This window comes from Caenimonas koreensis DSM 17982, assembly GCF_009646335.1.
Lineage (GTDB): Bacteria > Pseudomonadota > Gammaproteobacteria > Burkholderiales > Burkholderiaceae_C > Ramlibacter > Ramlibacter koreensis.
The window spans coordinates 33839-56426 of sequence record NZ_WJBU01000024.1; the positions used below are offsets into that span (position 1 = coordinate 33839).

20 protein-coding genes are annotated in these 22588 nt (G+C 63.7%); 6 read left to right on the plus strand and 14 right to left on the minus strand.

What is annotated here, in order from left to right; genetic code table 11:
• The first annotated feature begins 92 nt into the window (after positions 1–92).
• Entirely contained in the window at positions 93–2138 is a 2046-nt protein-coding gene (locus tag GHT07_RS19265; protein ID WP_153586731.1) for a primosomal protein N', read from the plus strand.
• Here the strand turns inward: GHT07_RS19265 and rsmI are convergent.
• Complete coding sequence (gene rsmI, locus GHT07_RS19270; RefSeq protein WP_153586732.1) at positions 2135–3058, minus strand: 16S rRNA (cytidine(1402)-2'-O)-methyltransferase; 924 nt, start codon at positions 3056–3058, stop codon at positions 2135–2137. The genes GHT07_RS19265 and rsmI overlap by 4 nt on opposite strands.
• Between rsmI and GHT07_RS19275 the strand changes: the two genes are divergently transcribed.
• Positions 3058–3465: a YraN family protein gene (locus GHT07_RS19275; protein ID WP_153586733.1), complete on the plus strand. Its 408-nt coding sequence runs from the start codon at positions 3058–3060 to the stop codon at positions 3463–3465. The two genes, rsmI and GHT07_RS19275, sit on opposite strands and share 1 nt — an antisense overlap.
• A gap of 4 nt (positions 3466–3469) precedes the next feature.
• Here the strand turns inward: GHT07_RS19275 and GHT07_RS19280 are convergent, their stop codons facing one another.
• The 4 genes from GHT07_RS19280 to GHT07_RS19295 form a co-directional block, all read right to left on the minus strand.
• Positions 3470–4279 carry an anti-sigma factor gene (locus tag GHT07_RS19280; RefSeq protein ID WP_153586734.1) on the minus strand — a complete coding sequence of 270 codons (810 nt, stop codon included), beginning with the start codon at positions 4277–4279 and terminating at the stop codon, positions 3470–3472.
• A gap of 10 nt (positions 4280–4289) precedes the next feature.
• Positions 4290–4892: an RNA polymerase sigma factor gene (locus tag GHT07_RS19285; RefSeq protein WP_153586735.1), complete on the minus strand. Its 603-nt coding sequence runs from the start codon at positions 4890–4892 to the stop codon at positions 4290–4292.
• A 156-nt stretch (positions 4893–5048) separates the two neighbouring features.
• Entirely contained in the window at positions 5049–5333 is a 285-nt protein-coding gene (locus GHT07_RS19290; RefSeq protein WP_153586736.1) for a hypothetical protein, read from the minus strand.
• A 25-nt stretch (positions 5334–5358) separates the two neighbouring features.
• On the minus strand, positions 5359–6981 hold the full coding sequence (locus tag GHT07_RS19295) for a DUF4331 domain-containing protein (protein ID WP_153586737.1): 1623 nt from the start codon (positions 6979–6981) through the stop codon (positions 5359–5361).
• A gap of 205 nt (positions 6982–7186) precedes the next feature.
• Here GHT07_RS19295 and GHT07_RS19300 point away from each other — a divergent pair, with 205 nt between their 5' ends.
• Together GHT07_RS19300 and GHT07_RS19305 are read left to right on the plus strand one after the other, a co-directional pair.
• The gene (locus tag GHT07_RS19300) at positions 7187–7786 is read left to right on the plus strand and encodes a phosphoheptose isomerase (RefSeq protein WP_153586738.1); all 600 of its coding nucleotides are present in this window, start codon (positions 7187–7189) and stop codon (positions 7784–7786) included.
• On the plus strand, positions 7783–8412 hold the full coding sequence (locus tag GHT07_RS19305; RefSeq protein WP_153586739.1) for a BON domain-containing protein: 630 nt from the start codon (positions 7783–7785) through the stop codon (positions 8410–8412). The genes GHT07_RS19300 and GHT07_RS19305 overlap by 4 nt, the downstream gene beginning before the upstream one ends.
• 10 nt (positions 8413–8422) lie before the next feature.
• Here GHT07_RS19305 and GHT07_RS19310 read toward each other — a convergent pair whose 3' ends face one another.
• From GHT07_RS19310 to GHT07_RS19330, 4 genes are all read right to left on the minus strand, one after another.
• Complete coding sequence (locus tag GHT07_RS19310; RefSeq protein ID WP_153586740.1) at positions 8423–9934, minus strand: hypothetical protein; 1512 nt, start codon at positions 9932–9934, stop codon at positions 8423–8425.
• Between the two features lie 187 nt (positions 9935–10121).
• Positions 10122–11747 carry a hypothetical protein gene (locus tag GHT07_RS19320; RefSeq protein ID WP_153586742.1) on the minus strand — a complete coding sequence of 542 codons (1626 nt, stop codon included), beginning with the start codon at positions 11745–11747 and terminating at the stop codon, positions 10122–10124.
• 164 nt (positions 11748–11911) lie between these two features.
• Complete coding sequence (locus GHT07_RS19325) at positions 11912–12814, minus strand: NAD(P)-dependent oxidoreductase (RefSeq protein WP_153586743.1); 903 nt, start codon at positions 12812–12814, stop codon at positions 11912–11914.
• A gap of 70 nt (positions 12815–12884) precedes the next feature.
• Positions 12885–13265, minus strand: a complete 381-nt coding sequence (locus GHT07_RS19330; RefSeq protein WP_153586744.1) for a tautomerase family protein — start codon at positions 13263–13265, stop codon at positions 12885–12887.
• Positions 13266–13480: 215 nt separating this feature from the next.
• On the opposite strand from GHT07_RS19330, the gene GHT07_RS19335 reads away from it, so the two are divergent.
• Positions 13481–14596 carry an ABC transporter substrate-binding protein gene (locus GHT07_RS19335; RefSeq protein WP_153586745.1) on the plus strand — a complete coding sequence of 372 codons (1116 nt, stop codon included), beginning with the start codon at positions 13481–13483 and terminating at the stop codon, positions 14594–14596.
• Positions 14597–14762: 166 nt separating this feature from the next.
• On the opposite strand, the gene GHT07_RS19340 is transcribed toward GHT07_RS19335, so the two are convergent.
• Entirely contained in the window at positions 14763–15899 is a 1137-nt protein-coding gene (locus tag GHT07_RS19340; protein ID WP_153586746.1) for a PilT/PilU family type 4a pilus ATPase, read from the minus strand.
• A gap of 36 nt (positions 15900–15935) precedes the next feature.
• Positions 15936–16979, minus strand: a complete 1044-nt coding sequence (locus tag GHT07_RS19345; RefSeq protein WP_323741021.1) for a type IV pilus twitching motility protein PilT — start codon at positions 16977–16979, stop codon at positions 15936–15938.
• Between the two features lie 177 nt (positions 16980–17156).
• Here GHT07_RS19345 and GHT07_RS19350 point away from each other — a divergent pair, with 177 nt between their 5' ends.
• Positions 17157–17837, plus strand: a complete 681-nt coding sequence (locus tag GHT07_RS19350; protein WP_153586747.1) for a YggS family pyridoxal phosphate-dependent enzyme — start codon at positions 17157–17159, stop codon at positions 17835–17837.
• A gap of 20 nt (positions 17838–17857) precedes the next feature.
• Here the strand turns inward: GHT07_RS19350 and GHT07_RS19355 are convergent, their stop codons facing one another.
• From GHT07_RS19355 to GHT07_RS19365, 3 genes are all read right to left on the minus strand, one after another.
• The gene (locus GHT07_RS19355; RefSeq protein ID WP_153586748.1) at positions 17858–18415 is read right to left on the minus strand and encodes a DUF3617 domain-containing protein; all 558 of its coding nucleotides are present in this window, start codon (positions 18413–18415) and stop codon (positions 17858–17860) included.
• An 88-nt stretch (positions 18416–18503) separates the two neighbouring features.
• Positions 18504–19997, minus strand: a complete 1494-nt coding sequence (glpK, locus tag GHT07_RS19360; protein ID WP_153586749.1) for a glycerol kinase GlpK — start codon at positions 19995–19997, stop codon at positions 18504–18506.
• Between the two features lie 94 nt (positions 19998–20091).
• On the minus strand, positions 20092–22473 hold the full coding sequence (locus GHT07_RS19365) for a DUF6600 domain-containing protein (RefSeq protein ID WP_153586750.1): 2382 nt from the start codon (positions 22471–22473) through the stop codon (positions 20092–20094).
• Positions 22474–22588 lie beyond the last annotated feature (115 nt).

Below are 22588 nucleotides of genomic sequence, written 5' to 3' on the forward strand. Positions count from 1 at the left end.
AATCGGCGTTTGAGCCAAAGCTGATTGGATTCAAGCACTTACAGCTGATTTCGCAATTTTTTCTGAAGAACATCGGCCAACTACGGCACACCATGACCCATCGGCTCGCCGTTGTCGTCCCGACCCCCGCGCACAGCACGATTGCCGGGCCACTCAGCTACCTAAGTGAGCTTCCACTGTCGCCGGGCAGCCTCGTGCGAGTGCCTTTGGGCAAGCGCGAGGTGCTCGGTGTGGTGTGGGATCTCCCGTCGGATCAGGCTCAGGCCGCGCAAGATATCGAGCTCAAGCCGGTCGCGGGCAGCCTGCAGGGCATTGCGCCGCTCGGCGCGGCCTGGCGACAGCTCGTTACCTTTTCGTCTGCCTACTACCAGCGCGGGCTGGGCGAAGTGGCGCTCGCCGGCCTGCCGCCGCAGCTGCGCGACCTCAACACCGTGCAGCTCGCGCGCCGGCTCAAGCGCACTGCAGCCGCGCACGATCACGTCACGGCAGCAGCACCCGAATTGACTGCGCAGCAAAAGCAGGCACTGGCTGACATCGAGGCCGCAAGCGGCCCGTTCCTGCTGTTCGGCGCCACGGGCAGCGGCAAGACCGAGGTGTACCTGCACGCCGTGGCCGACGCACTTGCGCGCGATGCCAATGCACAGGCGCTGGTCATGGTTCCGGAAATCAACCTCACGCCGCAATTGCAGGCGCGCTTTGTCGAACGCTTTGGCGAGGCGAATGTCGTCGCCATGAACAGCGGCATGACAAATCCGCAGCGCCTGAAGAGCTGGCTTGCAGCGCACACCGGCACTGCACGCATCGTGCTCGGCACACGCATGGCCGTGTTTGCATCGATGCCGCACCTGAGGCTGATCGTTGTCGATGAGGAGCATGACCCGAGCTACAAGCAGCAGGAAGGCGCACGCTATTCCGCACGTGACCTGGCGGTGATGCGCGGCAAGATCGAAGGCGCCAAGGTCATCCTCGGCTCCGCAACGCCATCGCTCGAGAGCTGGCACGCCAGCGAAACGGGGCGCTACCAGCGCATCGAGATGCCTGCACGTGTTGGCCAGCACGCGGTGTTTCCGGCGGTGCGGCTGGTGGACATGAACCTGCAGCCCAAAAAGGCCGTGTTCTCGCCGCAGTTGCTGGGCGCCATTCAGGAGCGCATCGCGCGCGGCGAGCAGTCGCTCGTGTTCCTCAACCGCCGCGGCTATGCGCCGGTGCTCGCCTGCACTTCTTGCGACTGGAAGAGCGAGTGCCCCAACTGCAGTGCATACCGCGTGTTCCACAAGATCGACCGCTCGCTGCGCTGCCACCACTGCGGCTTTGCCGAACGCGTGCCGCGGTCATGCCCGGTATGTGGCAACGTCGATATCGCGCCCGTGGGTCGCGGCACGGAGCGGCTCGAAGAACACCTGGGCGAGTTACTGGCAGACATCCGCCATGCTGACGGGCAGCCTGTGCGCATCGCGCGCATGGACGCCGACAGCACGCGACTGAAAGGCTCGCTCGAAGAGCAACTGGCGCGCGTGCATGCCGGCGATGTGGATGTGCTGGTCGGCACACAGATGGTGACCAAGGGCCATGACTTCCGCCGCATCACGCTGGTGGCGGCGCTCAACGCCGATTCGGCGCTGTTCTCCAGCGACTTTCGTGCGCCTGAGCGATTGTTCTCGTTACTGCTGCAAGCCGCAGGCCGCGCGGGCCGCGATGCAACGCAGGCAGCCGCCAGCGAAATGTGGGTGCAGACGTTTCATCCCACGCACCCGCTGTTCGGCGCCTTGCGCAAACATGACTACCCCACGTTTGCCGCGCAGCAGTTGAAGGAGCGCCAGCAAGCCGGAATGCCGCCTTTCGGCTTCCAGGCGCTGCTGCGCGCCGATGCACGCACACAAGAGGCGGCGCAGTCCTTCCTGAATGCAGCCAGCGAGCAGGCCGCGGGCCTCGCCGACTTCGACCGTGTGACGATCTACTCGGCCGTGCCGATGACGGTGCAGCGCGTGGCGAATGTCGAGCGCGCGCAAATGCTCATTGAAAGCCAGCACCGGATCGCACTACAGCGCTTCCTTGCTGCATGGCAACCGGTGCTGCACGCCACGCGTGAAAAAGGCCTGATCCGCTGGGCGGTTGATGTGGACCCGCTGACGATCTAATTTGACCCGCCCTCGCCCATCGCCTTTTTCATCCGCAATGCCGCGTCGTACAGCTCGTTGCGAGATTCACCGCTGATCTGCGAAGCCAGCTTCACCGCGCTTTTCACGGGCAGCTCCTTCATCAGCACGGCCAGCACCCGCTCGCCCTCGCCCACCACTTGGGCGACCGGGCTGGCATGCACGACAAGCGCGAACTCACCGCGCGAGCGTTGCGGGTCCGCGGCCAGCCATTGCGCAAACCCGGCGCACGGCAGCGTGGCGACTTGCTCGAACTGCTTGGTCAACTCGCGGCCAATGGTCACGAGCCGCTCGCCCAGCGCGGCGAGCGATTGCGCCAGCGCCTCGATGCGATGCGGCGCTTCAAGCAGCACCGTCGCGCGCGATTCCTGCGCGAGCAACGCCACAGCCGCATCACGCTCGCCCGACTTGGCGGGCAAAAAGCCCGCGAACACAAAGCCACTTCCTTCGCCCAGCGCGCCCGCCACACTCAGGATCGCCGTCACGCTGCTTGCCCCCGGCAAGGGCACGACACGAAGCCCCGCGCCATGCGCCGCAGCAACGAGGCGCGAACCGGGGTCGCTCACCGCAGGCGTTCCTGCGTCGCTCGCATAGGCCACGCGTTCGCCGCGCTGCAGCCGCTCGACGACCTGCTGCGCCGCCTCGGCTTCGTTGTGCTGATGCACGGCCAGCAACTGCGCTGTCGACTTGTCGATGCCGTAAGCGCGCAGCAGCGCCTGTGTGTGGCGAGTGTCTTCACACGCAACAACATCAGCGATGTGCAGCACATGCAAAGCACGCAGGCTGATGTCAGCGAGATTGCCGATGGGCGTCGCCACGACATACAAAGCGCCTTGCGGATAATGCTGCGACGCCGCCGACTCGCGCGCGGCAATCAGGGCAGAAGCAAAAGAAGCGCTCAATGGAATTTCCCCGGGAAAAAGAAGTCGCCGTCCCCATCACCCAACGGGCCGCCACCACCAAACAGACAGGCGACGCCGCCGAAGACCTGGCGCTTGCGCACTTGCAGCGCAAAGGTTTGAAGCTCGTTGCGCGCAATTATCGGACGCCCGGTCGCGGCGGCGGGGAAATCGACCTGGTGATGCGCGAGCCCGACGGCACCGTTGTGTTCGTCGAAGTGCGCAAGCGCGCAAGCCGCTCACATGGCGGCGCGGCGGCCAGCGTCAGCTTCTTCAAGCAGCGGCGCATCGTTTTCGCGGCACGCCACTTCATCATGCGCCTGGCGAAGGAGCCCGCCTGCAGGTTCGATGTGATCAGCGTCGAAGGCGATCACATCGAGTGGCTGCGCGCGGCGTTCGACGCGGCCTGACCTATCAAGGCGTCTGCAGCAACGCGCCCTTGAACACCACCGGCCCTGCGGGGCCACTGCCTTCAGGCACGCCACCGCGAGCTTCCAGCGTGATGGCCAGCGCCGGCGCTTCCTTCAGCTGCGTCTGGAACGCAGCCAGCTTGATCACCGGGTTGGCGCTGAGCACACCCAGCGAGCGCGGCGCGCCCGTGGGCGAAGACGGCAACGCCCACAGCTGCAGCGACTTCTCCGGCCCCTCGTCAAAGGCGCCCACGCGCTTGAGCGTCAGCGTGTTGTGCTTGGGGTCGAACGTGACGAGCATGGTCGCGGACGACTTGTCATCCGACAGCACCGCCACGTACTGAATCTCGGGCTTGCCTTGCAGCTCGGATGCGAGGCGGATGTTCTGCTGCGCGAGCGTGGTGCGCGTGTTGTCGAGCTGTGCAATCTGCGACTCGCGCTCCTTGACTTCACCGCCCAGATACACGGCCACACCCATCATGGCCGCGGCAACCATGCCGCCCGCCATGGCGGCGCCGCGCCACCAGTTCAGCACACGCCCGGCAACGCCCTGCTGCACTGGCATGGCTGCAAGTGGCCGCTGCAAGTCGAGCTGGTTGCTGATGCGCTTCCAGACGTTCTCGCCCGGGACTTCGATGCGTTGCAGTTCAGTCATGGCCGCAAATCTTTCCTGCCAGACAAGTGCGTTGGCGCGCAGCGCGGAGCTTTGGCGCGCCATGGTTTCGAAGCGGCGGCGCGCGCCGCCGCGCAGTGTGCCCAGGGCATATGCGGCAGCGATACGGTCGGCGAGTTCGGGATGCTGGTTGAGGTTCATGGCGCGGCCCTCATGCAAACCGGGCCATGCAGCCGCGCAGTTGCTCGATGCCACGTCGTATCCACGTCTTGACGGTGCCCAGGGGCAGCTTCAGCTGGTCGGCGAGTTCGTTGTGGCTCAGGTCGCGCAGGTAAGCCAGGCTCACCACTTCGCGCTGCTTCGCCTCCAGCTTGCGCAGGCACTCATGCAGGGCCCACGCCTGCTCGCTCGCCTGGCTCGTATCCATCGGGTCCGACGAATCGCCGGCAATGGTGTCGCTCATGTGTTCGTCCAGCTCCAGCGCCGCATCGGCGCGTTCGCTGTTGCGCCTTCGCAGGAAGTCGAGCGCACGGCTGCGCACGATCACGCCCATCCATGCCAGCGGCGGGCTCAGCGCAGAGCGATAGTCGCCCGCAATCCGCCAGATGTTCAGGTAAGCCTCCTGCAGCACGTCTTCGGCCCATTCGCGATTGGTAACGACGCGCACAGCCAGGCCGAAAAGGCGCGACGACGTGAGGTCGTACAGCTCACGCAACGCCGCCTCGCTCTCCGCCTGCCGGGCGGGTGACACAGACCGCGCGGCGATGCGGTCGAGCAGGTCGATGAGTAAGTGGTCTTGGGTGCTGAGGTCCATGGGAATGAGGGTATTGGTCCTGTCATAACTACGCACGGGAAGCGCGCGCGGATTCAGGCATGCCTCAGCATAACGCCACCGGGTGCTTGCAAGCAGCCGGTGGCGCGTCGGGAAATGCGCCGTCCTGGGTCGGCGCGCGGGGACGTCCCGAGTGACTCAGACGCCCGGATCGGGCTCTTCGGTCTCGCTGGTCGCCAGCGTCGCATCACCCACGCGAATGGGCTCGGCCGTGTTGTTGGGCGACGCCGCCACGATCTTGACAAAGGCAAGCGCCCCGGCCGAACTGGCAGTGGCCGACGTGGGCACGTCGGTGCCGGAGACATTCGGGTCAGTCACCGGTGTCACCCCGCTGCCACCGCCTCCCCCGCCGCCGCAAGCAGCGACGAGCAAGGCAGCGACGGCTGCGGGCACCAGGGCGCGACGAAATGGAAGTTGGCTCATCGTTGGCTCCTTGGTGGGTGTGAAATCACTGCGAACCCGGCAGCGGCGTGTTCAGGTACGGAAAGCCCGGCAGGAACGGCACCACGGCCTGGTCAACGGCGTCATGCACGTCGAGCGACGCCGCACCGGCCGGCACGCTCGAAGGCTTGCAGGCGGATGTCACGCCGGCCACGCCGGGAATGCTGTTGAGCTTGAGCGAGTCGCCGTCGCCGTTGGCCATGCACAAGCCACCGAGCATGGCGACGAGCGCGATATCGACCACGTCATCCTTCGGGCGGCGGCCGTTCGGGAAGCCGGCAAAGTCAGTGCCCGCGGGTGAAGCCTTCAGGCTGCCGACGATGGCCAGGCGGTTCTGGCTCGCGAATGGCACCGGCGCAATCGCCGTGTTCAGGCGCAGCATTTCAGACGGCGTCACGGTCGCAGGCTTGTTCACGCCGGTGATGCCGGTGAGGAACACGGTGGCCAGGTCTGTGCGCGGAATGTTCGTCGGCGCAAGTCCGGCGGCATTGCCCGTGAGCACGAGGCCGAGCAACGCGGGCAGCGTCGGGTTCGTCACGTAGTCGAGGAACTGGCCGTCACCCGACGGGCGCGACGCATTGAACTTGTCCTTGTCCTTCAGGCCGATCACGACTTCATTGACCAGGGGCTGGCCCAGGCGCGAGACCTGCGTCCATGCGCCGCCGGGCTTCTCGCTCGTCTGGTGGCCCGAGGCCGGTGCACCCGACAGCAGACGCGCCTGGCGAAGGCTGGCGGTGGTCCAGCCACCGATCACGGTTTCGGAGCCGGCCGTCAGGCAGTCCTTGTGCACTTCCAGCGCGATCGAGGTCACGTTGGAATCCTGGATCGAATTCGCGGCGGCGGCGTTGATGTTCGCCGGGTTCGTGATCACGCCCAGCGGCGCATTCACCAGGTCGAAGATCGGGCCGAGATTCACGGCGAAGCCTTCCTGGCGCTGGCCCACGAACACGCGGCCCGTGTCCTTGCCTGCGGGGCAGCCGGGGATCTTCACTTCGTGGATGTGCTTGCCAGCGTACGTCGCGTAAGCCGCCGAGTTGCCGAGCGTCTTCACGCCGATGTAGTCGACAGGTTTTTCGAACGTGGCCGCGCCGGTGGCTTTGGTCACGGCCGCCACGGAGCCGCTGCGGCGATTGCCGCGCACGACGTTCACGCTGTACGTTTCGTTGAGGTTCAGGTTCGCGTCATTGACGTTCGCGACGGGGCCCGCCTGGATCAGCGGAATCGCGACTGACTTTTGCGCTGCGCCCGTGCCGATGGGCAGCGACACATTGTTGAGCTTGTTGTTGAAGCGGAACTGGAAGGTGATGTCTTCTGCCGCGTCGCCGTTGTTGTCGATATGGATTTCGTACAGCGCGTTCGGGTCGAGCGAGAAGTAGTTCGGGCCGCCATAGGGGCCTTGCAGCGGCTGGTAGTTGGCGATCATCGTCACGTAGTCGCTGCGGCCGCCGCTGCCATTTGCGGCGACGCCTTCGTAACTGCGAAACATGTAAAAGTCCGTTGCATCGACCTTGGGGCTGGTCGTGATGAACGGCGCCTCGCGGTGGCTCGACGCGAACGCCGTGCTGGCCGCGCACGCGGCGCTCACGGCGAGCAGGCCGAGCTGCAGGGCTTTCAGTTTCTTGATACGCATGGGAGATCTCCTTGATGTGTTGGAGGTGACGGAGGTGATGAAATGCCCTTGCCATACGCGGCGCTGTGGCGCGATGGATGTGGGATTCGCGATTAGCCGAGCGGCTCACACGGATACAGGCTCGTTTTGCATCCATTCGCGGCAAAGGTGCGTACGCGCGCGCCGCGAGCGGGCCCGCAACACCGGGCGGTTATCATCTTTCACCATGCTTGAACAACGGATCCAGCAGCACTTCATTGACAGCGCAGACCTGAAATACCAGTCTGCCGAAGTGCTCAGCAAACCCATCGCAGCAGCTGTGCAAGCGATCCTCGCCTGCGTGACCAGCGGCGGCAAAGTCCTCGCGTGCGGCAACGGCGGCTCAGCCGCTGACGCACAGCATTTCTCGGCCGAATTCGTCGGGCGCTTCGAGCGCGAACGCCCCGAGCTCGGCGCGATTGCACTCACCACCGACAGCTCCATCCTCACTGCCATTGGCAATGACTACGACTTCGAGCGCATCTTCTCCAAGCAGGTGCGCGCACTCGGCCAGGCAGGTGATGTGCTGCTCGCGATCACCACCAGCGGCAACTCCGCGAATGTGCTGGCCGCAATTGCTGCTGCGCATGAGCGCGAGATGACCGTCGTCGCGCTCACGGGCCGCGGCGGCGGAAAAATGACACACGCGCTGCGCGACACCGACGTGCACATCTGCGTGCCGCACGAGCGCACCGCACGCATCCAGGAAGTCCACATCCTCGCGCTGCACTGCATCTGCGACGGTGTCGATGCTCAATTGCTCGGAGAACAGGAAACCCCCACATGAAGCGATTCGTACTTTCCGCGCTTTCGGCCGTTGTTGCGGCCAGTGCACTGACGGCCTGCGCGCCGCTCGTGATTGGTGGCGCTGCCGTTGGCGTGATGGTGTCGATCGACCGCCGCACGCCGGGCACGCAAGTGGACGACGAAACCATCGAGCTCAAAGCCGGTGCGCGCATGCGCGAGCTGTTCGGTGAACGCGCCCACGTCAACATCACCAGCTTCAACCGCCAGGTGCTGCTCACCGGCGAAGTGCCGACGGAGCAGGCCAAGCAGCAAGCTGAGCAGGCGCTCGGCCGCATCGAAAACGTCAAGGGCGTGGTCAACGAGCTTGGTGTGATGGGCGTGTCCACAATCGGCCAACGCTCGTCCGACACACTCGTCACCGGCAAGGTCAAGGCGTCGCTCGTCGATGCGCAAGACCTGTATGTCGGCGCGTTCAAGGTCGTCACTGAGCGCGGCACGGTCTACCTGATGGGCCGCGTGACGCAGCGTGAATCAGACCGCGCAACGCAGATCACGCGCACCATCAGCGGCGTGCAGCGCGTGGTGCGGATTTTTGAATTGATTTCCGAAGACGAGCTGCGCCAGCTCGTGCCTTCGCAGGCGCGCCCAGCGGCTGCGAAGCAATGACGAACCGGCGTTACTGCATCGCGATTTGATCGCGAGCCGCGAGTAGCGCCTGCTTCATCGCAGGCCAGTCACCAGGAACCACCGTGGGTCCCACGTAGGCTTGCGTCAATTGCGCCAGCACGGTCGGAATGCTGGCCTCTTTGACAATCGACGTCACCCTTCCTGCTGCAATCGCCTGTTGCAGGATTTGTCTGCGCGTCACCAGCCACTGCGGATAAATGAAGTGCTCACCCGTCACGAGCAACTCGGGCTTTGACTTGTTGACGCCTTCGCACAAGCGCGAGTCTGGAACGCACAGGTCACCAGCGGGGTCGAGGTGGAAGCTCAGGATCGCATAGTCATCCATGCGTTCAAGCTTTTCGGCACTGTTTTGACTACCCGCATCACTTACATTGTTGGCCGCCCGCAAGAGCGCGCCAGCCAGGATATCTTCGCTGCCGTCGCCGAGCAACAGCGCCAGGCGCACCGACGATGACCGATCAGCCAAGTCCTGCGTGAATGAGCATTGCTGAACCAACTTTTGTCGCAGCATCGCCCTGAGCCGATCGCGCACCGATCCTTCTGGCAAGGAATCTATGGCGGGTGCCAAGTCGTCTAACAGCTGCGAATCGTTGCAGCAGCTCGAAAGCAGTTTCTCAATCAACACCGGTTTCAAATCGTCGGGCAGGTACCTGCAGCTCGTGCTGCACAACATATGTTCGGCCTGCAACCTGGCTGGCGTCATGTTGACCATCAGTCGACCGAGTCGCTCAGCTATGCCGGCGCCTGGTTGAAGACGATTGCCCCGCAGCCAACTGAGGACTGCCCCGATGCAGAGCCCATCGGCGAAGCCTGGTTTGCCAGGTTTGGCCTGACCGGCTTCGATACTGTCCAGGCAAATATGCGCAATTCGGGTTGTTGCGTGGGCCAAGTTATTCATGCCTTCCAGCACTCTGCCAAGCTGCACGCAATCCCGAACCAAAGCGTCGTCACTCACGTGAAGTCGTGCAGCCGCCAGTACTTTGTCGAGCAGAAGGGGCAGGTCGCCAGCTTCACGGTTGTTCCGGGCAAGTCTTCCAACCAACTTGATTGCCAGATCAACAGATATCTCGCTGCCCCGCAGCAAAGAGTCGATCAACTTGTTCAAGAGCTTCGGCTGCAACATGAACGCATGCTCACCCACCCTGCTGTGCACATCGAAGTACGACAGATCCTGTATGAGACGACCAAGAGCATCACTGCGCTTGTTCATCGGCTGACGCTCAATGAGGCGCACGGCTTCAGAGGTCAAGGCGACCACCGTGTCGTGAAAGTCCGGATTGTTTACGTCGTCAAATTTGGACGCTTTACTAAATCCTCTAAACAACTCGCGAATTGCCGAGCCATGATCTCGGTGAGGGTCCCTCACTGCGAGGATGTTTAACTCGATCTCCGCAAGAAGAGGATTCTTGCTGTGCATCCGTGCCTGCTGCACTGGCTGCAGCGACGCTAGATCGCTGCGAGCTGCCAGACAAGCTGTCGAAGAAGTGGTACCTGCGTTCATGGATATCCTCAGATGAAACGTCCGTGGCTATGCCCGAACGGGTCATCCCTGTGACGCGCGGACTGAATCCGTTCAACCGCTCGCTTTCGCACTGGCTACTTCAGCCGCTTGATCAGGCTGGAGGTGTCCCAGCGCTTGCCGCCCATCTGCTGCACGTCGGCGTAAAACTGATGGTGACGAATAGGCGTTACCGCTGCGGGTCGTAAATGCGAGCCGCGGTCAGCACCTGCTTCATCGCGGGCCAATCGTCAGGGGTAACCAAGCGCCCAGTGTAGGCTGCCGTCAGTTGCGCTAGCTCCTTCGGAATGTCGGCCACTTCGACCATCGACGCCACCCTTCCTGCTGCAATCGCCGGTTGCGCCTGTTGCAGGATTTGTCTGCGATCCGCGAGCCACTTCGGATAAGTGAAGTGCTCGCCATTGATCAGGAAATCAGGATTCGTCTTGTTGCCGACATCGCGCTCCTGAGAGTCTGGAACGAACAGGCTGCCATCGGGGTCGAAGGTGAAAGTCAGGATCGCATAGTCGTCCATGCGGTCAAGATTTTTGGCGCTATTTTGACGGCTCGCATCGTATATATAAGAATTGGCCGACCGCAAGAGCGCACTAGCCATAAGACCTTCGGACACGTGGTCGACCGACAGCGCCACGCGCACCAGCGATAGGAGATCCTGGTCCGTTTTTGAGCATTCCTTCACCAACTTTTGTCGCAGCATATCCCTGAGCCGATCGCGCTCCGATCCTTCTGGCAAGGCGTCTATGGTGCGTGCCAAGTCATTTGCCACCTCCGAATAGATGACATCTTTCGAAAGCAATTTCTCTATCAACACCGGTTTCAATTCATCGGGCAGGTACCTGGAGCTAGCGCTGCACAGCATATGTACGGACACTGAGAGCCGAAACCCGGACTGTTGTGCTCCGGCTAGCGCTGCAAGCGCCACCTCTTGCTTGTCCATCTGCGAAATCGCGGCAGCTCCAAGTCCGGCGCGGATGACATCGCACCAAAAGTCGACTGGCCAATTATGGCGGCCCATGCGGCGCGAAAAGTCGTAATTCAAGCTTGCTGGCGTCATATCGACCAGCAGTCGGCCGAGTCGCTCAGCTATGCCGACGTTGGGTTGAAGATGGTTGTCCTCGAGCCTTTCAAGGACCCACTTGCCGTGGCTAGAAAATCTGAAATTGTCTTGCTGAATACTGGCCAGATGGTATTCGAGGTGGTCCAGACAAATATGCGCAATTGCGGTTGCTGCGGGGGCAAAGTCATTCATGCCTTGCAGCACTCTGCCAAGCTGCACGCAATCCTGAACCAAATCGTCGTCAATCACGTGAAGTCGTGCTGCCGTCAGTACGCTGTCGAGCAGAAGGGGCAGTTCGCCAGCTTCCCGGTTGTTCCGGGCAAGTTTTCCAACCAAATTGATTGCCAAATCAACAGAGACCTCACTGCCCCGTAGCAAAGAGTCAATCAACTTTTTCAAGAGCTGTGGCTCCAACATGGACATGGAAATGGGCGTGGGCAAGGGCCTAGGCCTATCGTTGTCGAAGTACGGCAGATACTCTTTTAAAGATTGAAGAGCATCACTACGCTCTTGCATCGGCTGACGCTCAATGAGACGCACGGCTTCAGAGGTGAAGGCGACCACCATGTCGTGAAAGTCTGGATTGCCTACGTCGGTAAAGTCGGACGCTTTATGAAAGCCCTCCAACAACTCACGCATCGCCGAGTCAAGATCTCGGTGAGGGTCGCTCGCTGCGAGGATGTTTGACTCAATGCCCGCAAGACGCGGATCCTGGCCGCGCGTCTGTTCTTGCTGCACGGGATGCGATGACCCTAGATCGCTGCGAGCTGCCGGAGAAATTGTCGAAGAAGTGCTAGCTACATTCATGGAAATCCTCAGATGAAACCTCCATGGCAGCGCCCGGATGGTTCATCTGAGTGACACGCGGAGCGAATCCGTTCCACGGCTGCGTTTCACACTGACTACTTCAGCCGCTTGATCAGGCTGGAGGTATCCCAGCGCTTGCCGCCCATCTGCTGCACGTCGGCGTAGAACTGATCGACCAGCGCTGTCACTGGCAGGCGTGCACCGTTGCGCTTGGCTTCATCGAGCACCAGCCCCAGGTCTTTGCGCATCCAGTCCACCGCAAAGCCGAAGTCGAACTTGTCTTCGATCATCGTCTTGCCGCGGTTGTCCATCTGCCAGCTTTGCGCGGCGCCCTTGCCGATCACGTCGAGCACTTGCGCCATGTCGAGCCCCGCCTTCTGGCCGAACGCCACGGCTTCCGACAGGCCCTGAACAAGACCCGCAATCGCGATCTGGTTGACCATCTTCGCGAGCTGGCCGGCACCGCTTGCGCCCAGCAACGTGAAGGCTCGCGCAAACGCCATCGCAACAGGCTTGGCAGCATCGAATGCCGCCGCATCGCCGCCGCACATCACAGTAAGCATCCCGTTCTGCGCGCCCGCCTGGCCACCGGACACCGGCGCATCGACAAATTGCAGATTCATCTCGCGTGCCTTGGCCGACAACTCGCGCGCCACGTTCGCCGAGGCCGTTGTGTGATCGACGCAGACGGCGCCTGCCTTCATTCCCGCGAACGCGCCGTCAGCGCCCAGCACCACGGAGCGCAAGTCGTCGTCATTGCCGACGCAGCAGAACACCAGATCGCAACCGGCAACGGCTTCACGCGGTGTCGCCGCTGACTTGCCCTTGAACTGCGCCACCCACGCCTGGGCCTTGGCAGCGCTGCGGTTATAGACCGTCACGTGGTGCCCCGCCAGCGCAAGGTGACCCGCCATCGGATAGCCCATGACGCCCAGGCCAAGGAATGCGACGCTGCGCGCCGGGGTTGCTTCGTAGGTCTTGGGGTTGGTCGATGGCATGCTTACTTCTCCTGTAGATGTCGCGGAATTCTAGGCGCGTCTTTTTTTAGCCGCCCGCCTCCTGCGCGCATCACAGCGTGTATTGCGCGATGCCGTCGCCGAACGACCAGTTCTCGCGCAGCGTTTCGACGAGGTTGATGATCACGTCGGCCGGGCTGACCTGCGCTGCGGCAGCCACGTCCTGCGCAATCCGTGCGTAGAGCGCCCGCTTTTGCTGCAGCGTGCGGCCCGGCGCCAGGAAGATCTGGATCATGAGCGCCTGCTGCGAATGCCGCACCCCGAGGTATTCGGGTGTGATGACCAGCGCACCCTCGGCATGGCGGCTTACCACCTGGAAGATGTCGTCGGCTGGCACGCTGATGGTGTCCACCATGGCCTGGTGGACGGCGCGGGACACCGCGGCGGCGGCCGGAGCCACAGCGGGCGGCAGCTCGATACGTACGAGGGGCATGACAGTCTCCTTGGCAAAACTCGGACTTTGCCCGCCGTGCTCACAGCCGGAAACATTCCCTGCCGCAAATGGGCTTTGCGCCACCTGCAAACCCGGCAACCGCCAGACAGACGGGCGCCGGCGCGCTCATGCAATGGGTGATTTCCATGGCTGGCGTCTTTGTTGCTTCTTGTATCGTCGGGGGCCGATGGGGGCTCTCACGAGGAGAAACGTCAATGGGATTCAAAACTGCCGGCTTTGCACTGGCCATGCTGGTCTGCACCGCGTCACATGCGGGGCAGATCGTGGTGGGGCAAGTCGCACCTTTGTCGGGCCTGGACGGCAACCAGGGCCGCGCCTATGCCGCGGGCATACAACTCGCGCTCAATAACGCCAACAAGGGGGCCGGCATCAACGGCAATACCCTGGTGCTCGTGCGCAAGGACGACGCCGGCAACCCCGAGTCGACGCTCAAGCTCACGAAGGAGCTGATCGAGCAGGACAAGGCCATCGTGCTGGCGGGGTATTTCGGTATCTCCAGCATCGAGACGATCGCCCGGTCGAACATTCTCGACAAGGAGCAGATCGCGCTCGTGGGCTGGCGTGCCTCGCAGATCCGGCCCGAAACGACGAACCTGTTCAATGTGCGGGCGAGCTTGCGCGACGAACTGTTCAAGGTGGCCGAGCACCTGTCCACGGTTGGCATCACGCGGCTGGGCATCGTGTATGAGCAAGGCCCGGGTTCGCTGCAGCTGATGAATTCAGCAGGCGAAGCCGCGCAAAAGGCCAAGGGATCGGTCGTTGCCATGGCGGGCTTTCCGGCTGGCACCACCAACGTCCAGCAAGCCGTGCAGGGCATGATCAAGACGCAGCCACAGGCGATCATGTTCGTGGGCTCGGGCGCTTCTGCGGCAGCCTTCATCGAGCAATACCGCAAGGCCGGCGGCACGGCCAGCCTCTTCGCCAACGACGGCGTCGACATGGAGCAGCTGGGCACCAAACTGGACGACGCGATGATGAGCGGCGTGTCTATCGCACAGGCCGTTCCCAGCCCCTACAAGATCTCCAGCAAGATCGCCAAGGAATTCATCGACACCGTCACGCGCTCCGAAAAGCTGGAGGTGCCGGTGAGCTACGCGATGATGGAAGGCTACATCGCAGGCAAGGTCGTCGTCGAGGCGATCCGCAGGCAGGGCAAGACGCCTACACGCGCCGGCACGATCGAAGCTCTGGGCCGCATGGACTACTACGACATGGGCGGGTATTCGGTGAGCTACCGGCCCGACATCCGCGCGGGATCGAAGTTCGTCGAACTCACGATCCTGGGCGGCAAGGGCAAGATCCGGCAATAGACCATTCACTCAAAAAACGCTGCGCGTTTTTTGAGTGCTCTAAAGTGTTGGTCGGGACCGGCGAAGCCGGCTCCCTCGCAAGTTGCACGCGTCCTGCGCGTTGCTTCGGTCGCGAAGTGCCCCGGTGGGCAACTTGCAAAACGCGCAGCGTTTTTCCAGTGAATGACTAAACAATCGCGAAGTTTTCGGTTCCGGCCGACAGGTCGGAGCTCTTCGCACGCTGTGAATTCAGCTTGATCTGCAGGCGCAGGTCGTTCATCGAGTCGGCGTTGCGCAGCGCGTCTTCGAAGGTGATCACGTTGGCTTCGAACAGGTCGAACAGCGCCTGGTCGAAGGTCTGCATGCCCAGCTGCCGGCTCTTTTTCATGATCTCCTTGATCTCGGAGACTTCGCCCTTGAAGATCAGGTCGGAGATGAGCGGGGAGTTCAGCATGATCTCCACCGCAGCAGCACGCCCCTTGCCGTCCTGCTTGGGAATCAGCCGCTGCGAGACAAACGCCTTCAAGTTCAGCGACAAGTCCATCAGCAGTTGCGGGCGGCGCTCTTCGGGGAAGAAGTTGATCACGCGGTCCAGCGCCTGGTTTGCGCTGTTGGCGTGCAGCGTGGCCAGGCAAAGGTGACCGGTTTCAGCGAAGGCAATGGCATGTTCCATTGTTTCGCGGTCACGGATTTCGCCCATCAGAATCACATCGGGCGCCTGGCGCAGCGTGTTCTTCAGCGCTGCTTCCCAGCTGTCGGTATCCAGCCCCACTTCGCGCTGCGTCACCACGCAGTTCTTGTGCGGGTGCACGAATTCAACCGGGTCTTCGATCGTGATGATGTGGCCCTGCGACTGCTCATTGCGCCAATCGACCATCGCGGCGAGCGTCGTCGATTTGCCTGAGCCCGTTGCGCCCACCAGGATGGTGAGGCCGCGCTTGGACATCACCACATCCTTGAGCACCTGCGGCACGCCCAGCCCGTCGATGGTCGGCAGTATCTGCGGAATCACCCGCAGCACCATGCCCACTTTGCTTTGCTGCACGAATGCATTCACGCGGAAGCGGCCGATGCCCGGCGGCGAAATCGCGAAGTTGCATTCCTTCGTGCGCTCGAACTCCGCTGCCTGCTTGTCGTTCATGATCGAGCGCGCCAGCGCCAGCGTGTGGCCCGCGTTCAGCGGCTGCGGCGACACCTTGGTGACCTTGCCATCGACCTTGATCGCCGGAGGAAAGTCGCCCGTGATGAACAAGTCGCTGCCATTGCGGCTGACCATCAGCTTGAGCAGGTCGTTGATGAATTTCGATGCCTGATCGCGTTCCATGAAGGTCCTTTAGATCATTGCCCGTGAGGTCACGTTCTAGCCTGGGAAGTTTTCCGGAATCTTCGCTTTGCCGCGCGCTTCACCGGGGCTGATGATGTTGCGCTTGACGAGGTCAGCCAGGTTCTGGTCCAGCGTCTGCATGCCGAAGCTGTTGCCGGTCTGGATGGCCGAATACATCTGCGCCACCTTCGCCTCGCGAATCAGGTTGCGGATGGCTGACGTGCCGACCATGATCTCGTGCGCAGCCACGCGGCCCGCGCCGTCCTTGGTCTTGCACAGCGTCTGCGAGATCACCGCCTGCAGCGACTCGGACAGCATCGCGCGGATCATTTCCTTTTCTTCCGCGGGGAACACGTCGATGATCCGGTCGATCGTCTTGGCGGCGCTCGACGTGTGCAGCGTGCCGAACACCAGGTGCCCCGTTTCAGCAGCCGTCATCGCCAGCCGGATCGTTTCCAGGTCGCGCATTTCGCCCACCAGAATCGCGTCCGGGTCTTCGCGCAGTGCCGACTTCAGCGCGGCGGCGAACGACAGCGTCATCGGCCCGACTTCGCGCTGGTTGATCAGGCACTTCTTGGATTCGTGCACGAACTCGATCGGGTCTTCCACCGTGAGGATGTGACCGTATTCGGTTTCGTTCAGGTAGTTGACCATGGCGGCCAGCGTTGTCGATTTGCCCGAACCCGTTGGCCCCGTCACGAGCACCATGCCGCGCGGCTTGAGCGCGAGCTCTGAAAAAATCTTCGGGCAGTTCAGCTGCTCGAGCGAAAGAATCTTGGAAGGAATCGTGCGGAACACTGCGCCGGAGCCGCGGTTCTGGTTGAACGCATTCACGCGGAAACGTGCAAGCCCTTCGATTTCGAACGAGAAGTCCACTTCAAGAAATTCTTCGTACACCTTGCGCTGGGTGTCGTTCATGATGTCGTACACCATGGCGTGAACCTGCTTGTGGTCGAGCGCATCAACGTTGATGCGCCGCACATCGCCGTGCACCCGGATCATTGGCGGCAGGCCTGCCGACAAGTGCAGATCCGATGCCTTGTTCTTGACGCTAAACGCCAGCAACTGAGTAATGTCCACGTTTATTCCTCTTCCCGTAAGCAGCCAGTATCGAGCCCCGTGCGCCCCCGATCGCGCCCCCAATCGCCAGCGCCATCCCCACCCCTGTCGCAGCCGAGCCGCACCCACCGGGTGTCGGCCTCGGGCAGCGACAATAGGTGAGCTGCGCGCGAAGCGTGTCAGCTCGACCGAATGATTATGACCACGATTGAAGGCAATCTCCAGCGGGTTCGCGAGCGCATCGCCGCAGCCTGCCTTGCTGCCGGGCGCCCCGTGACGCACGTCACGCTGCTCGCTGTTTCAAAAACTTTCGGCCCCGAGGCCGTGCGTGAAGCCTTCGCGGGTGGCCAGCGCGCCTTTGGCGAGAACTACATCCAGGAAGCTGTCGAGAAGATGGCCCTGCTGCGCGACCTGCCGGTCGAATGGCATTGCATTGGCCCGATCCAGAGCAACAAGACCCGCCTCGTCGCTGAAAACTTCAGCTGGGCCCACACGGTGGACCGGCTGAAGATTGCCGAACGCCTGTCGCAACAACGCCCCGAGAGCCTGCCTGAACTTCAGGTCTGCATCCAGGTGAATGTTGATGCGGGCGCGACGAAGTCCGGTGTTGCGCCCGGCGAAGTGCTGGCGCTTGCAAGGCAAATCGCGCAGCTGCCGCGCCTGCATTTGCGCGGCCTCATGACCATTCCCGACCCCGCGCCCGACTTCGAAGCGCAAAAGGCCGTGCACCTGAAAGCACGAGCGTTGTTCGACGAGCTGCGGCAGATGGGCTTGGACATCGACACGCTGTCGATGGGCATGACGGGCGACCTGGAGGCCGCGATTGCCGCGGGCAGCACGATGGTACGCGTCGGCACCGCGATTTTTGGCAAGCGGTAAAGAGCGCTCGCCAGTCCGCCCTACTTCTTCGGCATCACCATGGGCTTGACGCTGCCGCAGTCAGCGCCCAGCCACTTGCCCGTGCCTTCCATGGTCATCTTCGTGGGCTTGCCTTCAACAGCCGTGTTCATCAGCATCTTCATGCTGTAGGCCTCGGAGCTGTTGAAGGTGAAGGTGCCTTCGCCACTGGAAGGCGGGTTGGTACACGTGAAAGCCATGTTCATGGTGTTGCCGCTGCGCGATTGCCTGGTGGTGGTGCAGTCGCCGCTGCGCTGCGTCGGCATCTGGTCGCGCTCGACCATCTCCTTGGTCATGCAGACCTTCACGCTGATATTGCCGGGGCCGCCCTCGCCCATCTTGACGCCGCGCTGCGCCATGGCGTCTTCCATCATCTTGCGCTGCTCGGGTGGCATGCTCTTCATTGCTTCGCGCGCCTGCGCCATCTTCTGGTCCATCTCGCTGCCGGCGCCGGCACTCATCTTGTTATTGACCTCCCACAGGCCCGGCTTCATGGTTTGCGCAAAGGCAGTGGTGGTGAATGCCGTGATGGCAGCTGCGATGAAGAAAGCACGTTTCATGGCCGGGTCTTCCTGGATGAGTAAAGCTTTATTTTGCGACAGCTGGCGCAGCGTGCAAAGCTGGCCCAAGCGCACTTGCGAGAGTCGCTCAAGCAGCCGTCGTCTGCCGCACTGCATGCTCCCAGCGATCCATCAAGCCGGCAGCGTCGCCACGCGACAGCGCGGGCATGAAGCGCCGCTGTGCCTGCCAGAGCGCAGCGAGCTCTTGCGTGTTGCGAAACACGCCTGCAGCAAGCCCCGCGAGGTACGCCGCGCCCAGCGCTGTAGTCTCCGTGACGGCGGGCCGCACGACGGGGATGCCGAGCAAGTCGGCCTGGAACTGCATGAGCAAGTCGTTGACGCAGGCGCCACCGTCGACTCGCAACTCGCTCACCGGCGCGGCGCCTGCCGCCACTGCATCGCGGCTCATCGCCTGCAGCAACGCGCAGCTCTGGTACGCGATGCTCTCGAGCGCGGCGCGCGCGATGTGTGCGACAGTCGTGCCACGCGTCAGGCCCGTGATCGTGCCGCGTGCGTCGGGCCGCCAGTAAGGCGCGCCGAGCCCGGTGAACGCGGGCACGAGCATCACACCGCCAGAGTCGGGGACAGATTCAGCCAGCGACTGCACTTGCCCGCTGCCCTCGATGGCGCGCAGGCCGTCGCGCAGCCACTGCACCACAGCGCCACCGACAAACACGCTTCCCTCCGTTGCGAATTCAGTGCGCGGCGTGACCTGCGCGGCGCTCGTGGTCAGCAGGCCGTTGGTCGAGAGCTGGAATTTCGAGCCGGTATGCATCAGCATGAAGCAGCCCGTGCCATACGTGTTCTTGGCCATGCCTTCGGTGAAGCAGGCCTGGCCGAACAGGGCTGCCTGCTGGTCGCCCGCCACGCCACCGATCATCACCGGCGCGCCGAGCAGCGACGCCGTTGTCTCGCCATAGTGCGCACTCGACGCCATCACCTTGGGCATCATCGACGCGGGCACACCCATCACGTCGAGCAGCTGCGCGCTCCATTCGTTGGTGTGCACGTCAAAGAGCATGGTGCGTGACGCGTTGGACACATCAGTTGCATGCACGGCACCTTGCGTCAGCTGCCACATGAGCCAGCTGTCGATGGTGCCGAAAGCGAGTTCACCGCGCTGCGCCTGCTCGCGCGCACCAGCCACGTTGTCGAGCAGCCAGCGGATCTTGGTGCCCGAGAAATAAGAGTCGACGATCAGCCCCGTGCGCGATCGGATCAGGTCTGCATGGCCTTGCGCGCGCAACTGCGCGCACATGGGCTCGCCACGCCTGTCCTGCCAGACGATCGCGTTGTGAATGGGCAAGCCGGTCTTGCGGTTCCACACCACCGTGGTCTCGCGCTGGTTGGTGATGCCGATGGCACGCACGTCAGACGCCTTGAGCTTCGCGTTGGCCAGCGCCTGCTGCGCCGTGGCGAGCTGGCCGCGCCAGATCTCCATCGGGTCATGCTCGACCCAGCCGGGTTGCGGGTAGATCTGCGGCAGCTCCTGCTGCGCCTGCGAGACAACGCGGCCCTGCGCATCGAAGACGATGCTGCGCGATGAGGAAGTGCCCTGGTCGAGTGCGAGGAGATACGTCATGGGCGCCGAGCATATCGGCTTGGCGCCCATGAGCGCTAGCTGGAGAACGCTGAGCTGCCAGCGCAATCGCGGACAGCTCTACCAGCGCATCCGGTCAAGGCTTGCGGTTCTGCTCTTCTTCACCACGACGACCACGGCGACCGCTCGCCGGCTCGCTGGCGTCCTGCGCTCGCGGCCGCGCACCGCCCGGCTGCGCGCGATCGCCACGCGCATCCGCAGCGGGCGCGGCAGGTGCTGAAGGCGCTGCGGGCGGCGTGACTTGCGGACGCGGGCCTGGCGCCGGCGCGGTGGCTGCAGCCGGGGCCGCTGGCGCAGGGCGCACAACGGGTGGCGGGGCGGGCTGCACCGGTGCGGGCGCGGCCGGCACAGGACGGGCCGCCGGTGCTGGCGCAGCAACCGGTGCAGGCGGTGCCGGTGTTGCGGCCGGCGCTGGCGGGGTAGCAGCTGGTGCTGTGGCACCAGGCGCGGCAGGCCGGCGGCCATCACGTGCCCGCTGCTCATCCACTGCATCGCGCAGGTCGTTGCCACGCTGTCCGCGCTCACTGCCGGGCCGCGCGGAAGCTCCGCGGGCAGGCGCCGGTGCAACGGGCGCTGCAACGGGCGGGGACACTGCGGGGGGTGTGGCTGCGGGCGGTGTCGCCGCAGGAGGTGCGGGCACAGGCCGTGGCGCGAGGACGGGCGCTGGCGGCGCCACCGGCGCAGGAGCGACGCGAGCCGATGCGGTGGGCGCAGGTGCTGCCGGCGCAGGTGCAGGACGCGGCACCAGTGCAGATGCAGCAGGCGGTGTGAGAGCAGCAGGCGGCGTCGGCGTGGCTGCTGGTGCTGGCGCAGCAGGCGGTGCTGGTGCCACGGGCGGCGGCAAGCCGGGGCCGCCGGGGCGCCCCATGCCTGAAGCAGCACTGCGCGGACCGCCACCTGGCGGGCGGGCGGCAGACGACGCCGGCGCAGTCACCGGCTCTGCCGCCTTCACGACTGTGACTTGCGGCGCGCTCGCGGGCGCCGCCGGCCTGATGGCAGCCACAGCCGCTGCGTCGAGCGGCCTGCCCGCATTGCGAGTCAGCGCATTGAGCTTTGCTTCGAACGACACGGGCGGTGGCGGCGGTGCCGTCTGCGCGACCACCGGGCGCTCGATGCGACGCGGCGGCGGGCGGGTGTCGCTCGGCGCCGCGCCCACGACGCTCGCGCGCTGCGGAGCCACGGGAGCCACATTCAACGCTTGCGCACGCTGCGCGATATCCGGCGCGATCCGAACGGTCTCGCGCTGCACGGGTTTCGATTGCGCAAAGGCGGAGGCGAGCATGCCGATCACGGCGCCAGCGATCTGCTGGTTGGCGTAGCGCGGCGGCGGTTCTGCGCGCTGCACATAGGAGCGCTCGACAAAATTGCGGTCGGCGCCGTTGTTGATGCGGTAGAAGTACTCGCGGCTTGACGTGTACGCCGGGCGGTAGACCTCGCGCGGCCCCAGGGGAACCCAGGCCACTGTGCCGCCACCGCCTTGCGGCGAGCCAGTGCCGATGAATGCAACCAGCGCGGGCGCGTAAACCGGGCGCTGCGCGACGGGGCCGGGCACCCAGGCCCACGTGTTGCTCACACGGGCCCAGCGTCCGTAGTGCGAAGGCGCGAAGCCCCACGGTGCATCGTCGATCCACGTCCAGCCCCACGGCTCGACCCACGACCAATGGCCGTCGCGATAGGGTGCCCAGTCAGCTGCAACACGAGTGGGAATCCACACGTTGCCGTACTCGGGCACTTTGCGCCATGTGCCGTTCGCGTCAAGGTCGGCGTAGCCGATCATGTCGGCCGGGACGAACTTGCGTGAGGGCGATGCGTCCCAACGGCGGTCGCGGTCGGTGCTCCAGCGGTCAAACTCATCCGGTGCACGCACCGCGAAGGTTTCAAAGTCCTGCAGGTTGGTGTCGTAGAAGCGGTAGGCGCGGTTGGCGCCGATCATGAAGGCGCGGCCTTCGCCGTACACCTGCGCCGAGCCTTGCCGCACCAGCACCATGGTCGAGTCGCCTTGGGGATCGACTTCGATGCGATAGATGCCCGGCTTGCGGATCGAATAGGCCAGGTTGGGCGTGGCGATCTCGAACACTTCGCCGCGGTCCAGTCGCCGCACGCGGGCATTGAGCACGCCTTGCGTCAGCTGGATTTGCGTGGTGCGGTCGTCCAGGTTGAGCAGCGCGATGCTGGTGTTGCTGCCCAGGCGAATGGCGGAGGAGCCCAGCTGCAGTTCAGCACGAGCGCCACGGTCCACCCAGAGCTTGTCGCCGGTGATCAGCGGGCGGTTGACCACCGCGCGACCCCAGTCACGTTCGCCGCCCACCGAAAAGCTCGCGTCACCCGTGACGTAAGAGATGCGCGCCACGCGCATCGGCGGATCGGCCCATGCGCCTAGCGACACCAGCGCGAGCAGGAAGGGGAGCAGATAGCGCAGCAGGCCGCTTCCAAACTGTCGGGTCATCATTCGAGTCATTCATTTCTCCTTGCGGGACGGCACGTGCCGACGTTAGCCCAACTGTCGAGCCACCGTTGTCAGATCAGACGCCGAGGCCGTGTCGTCCCAATCACTCCAACGCGCGGGGTGCGTC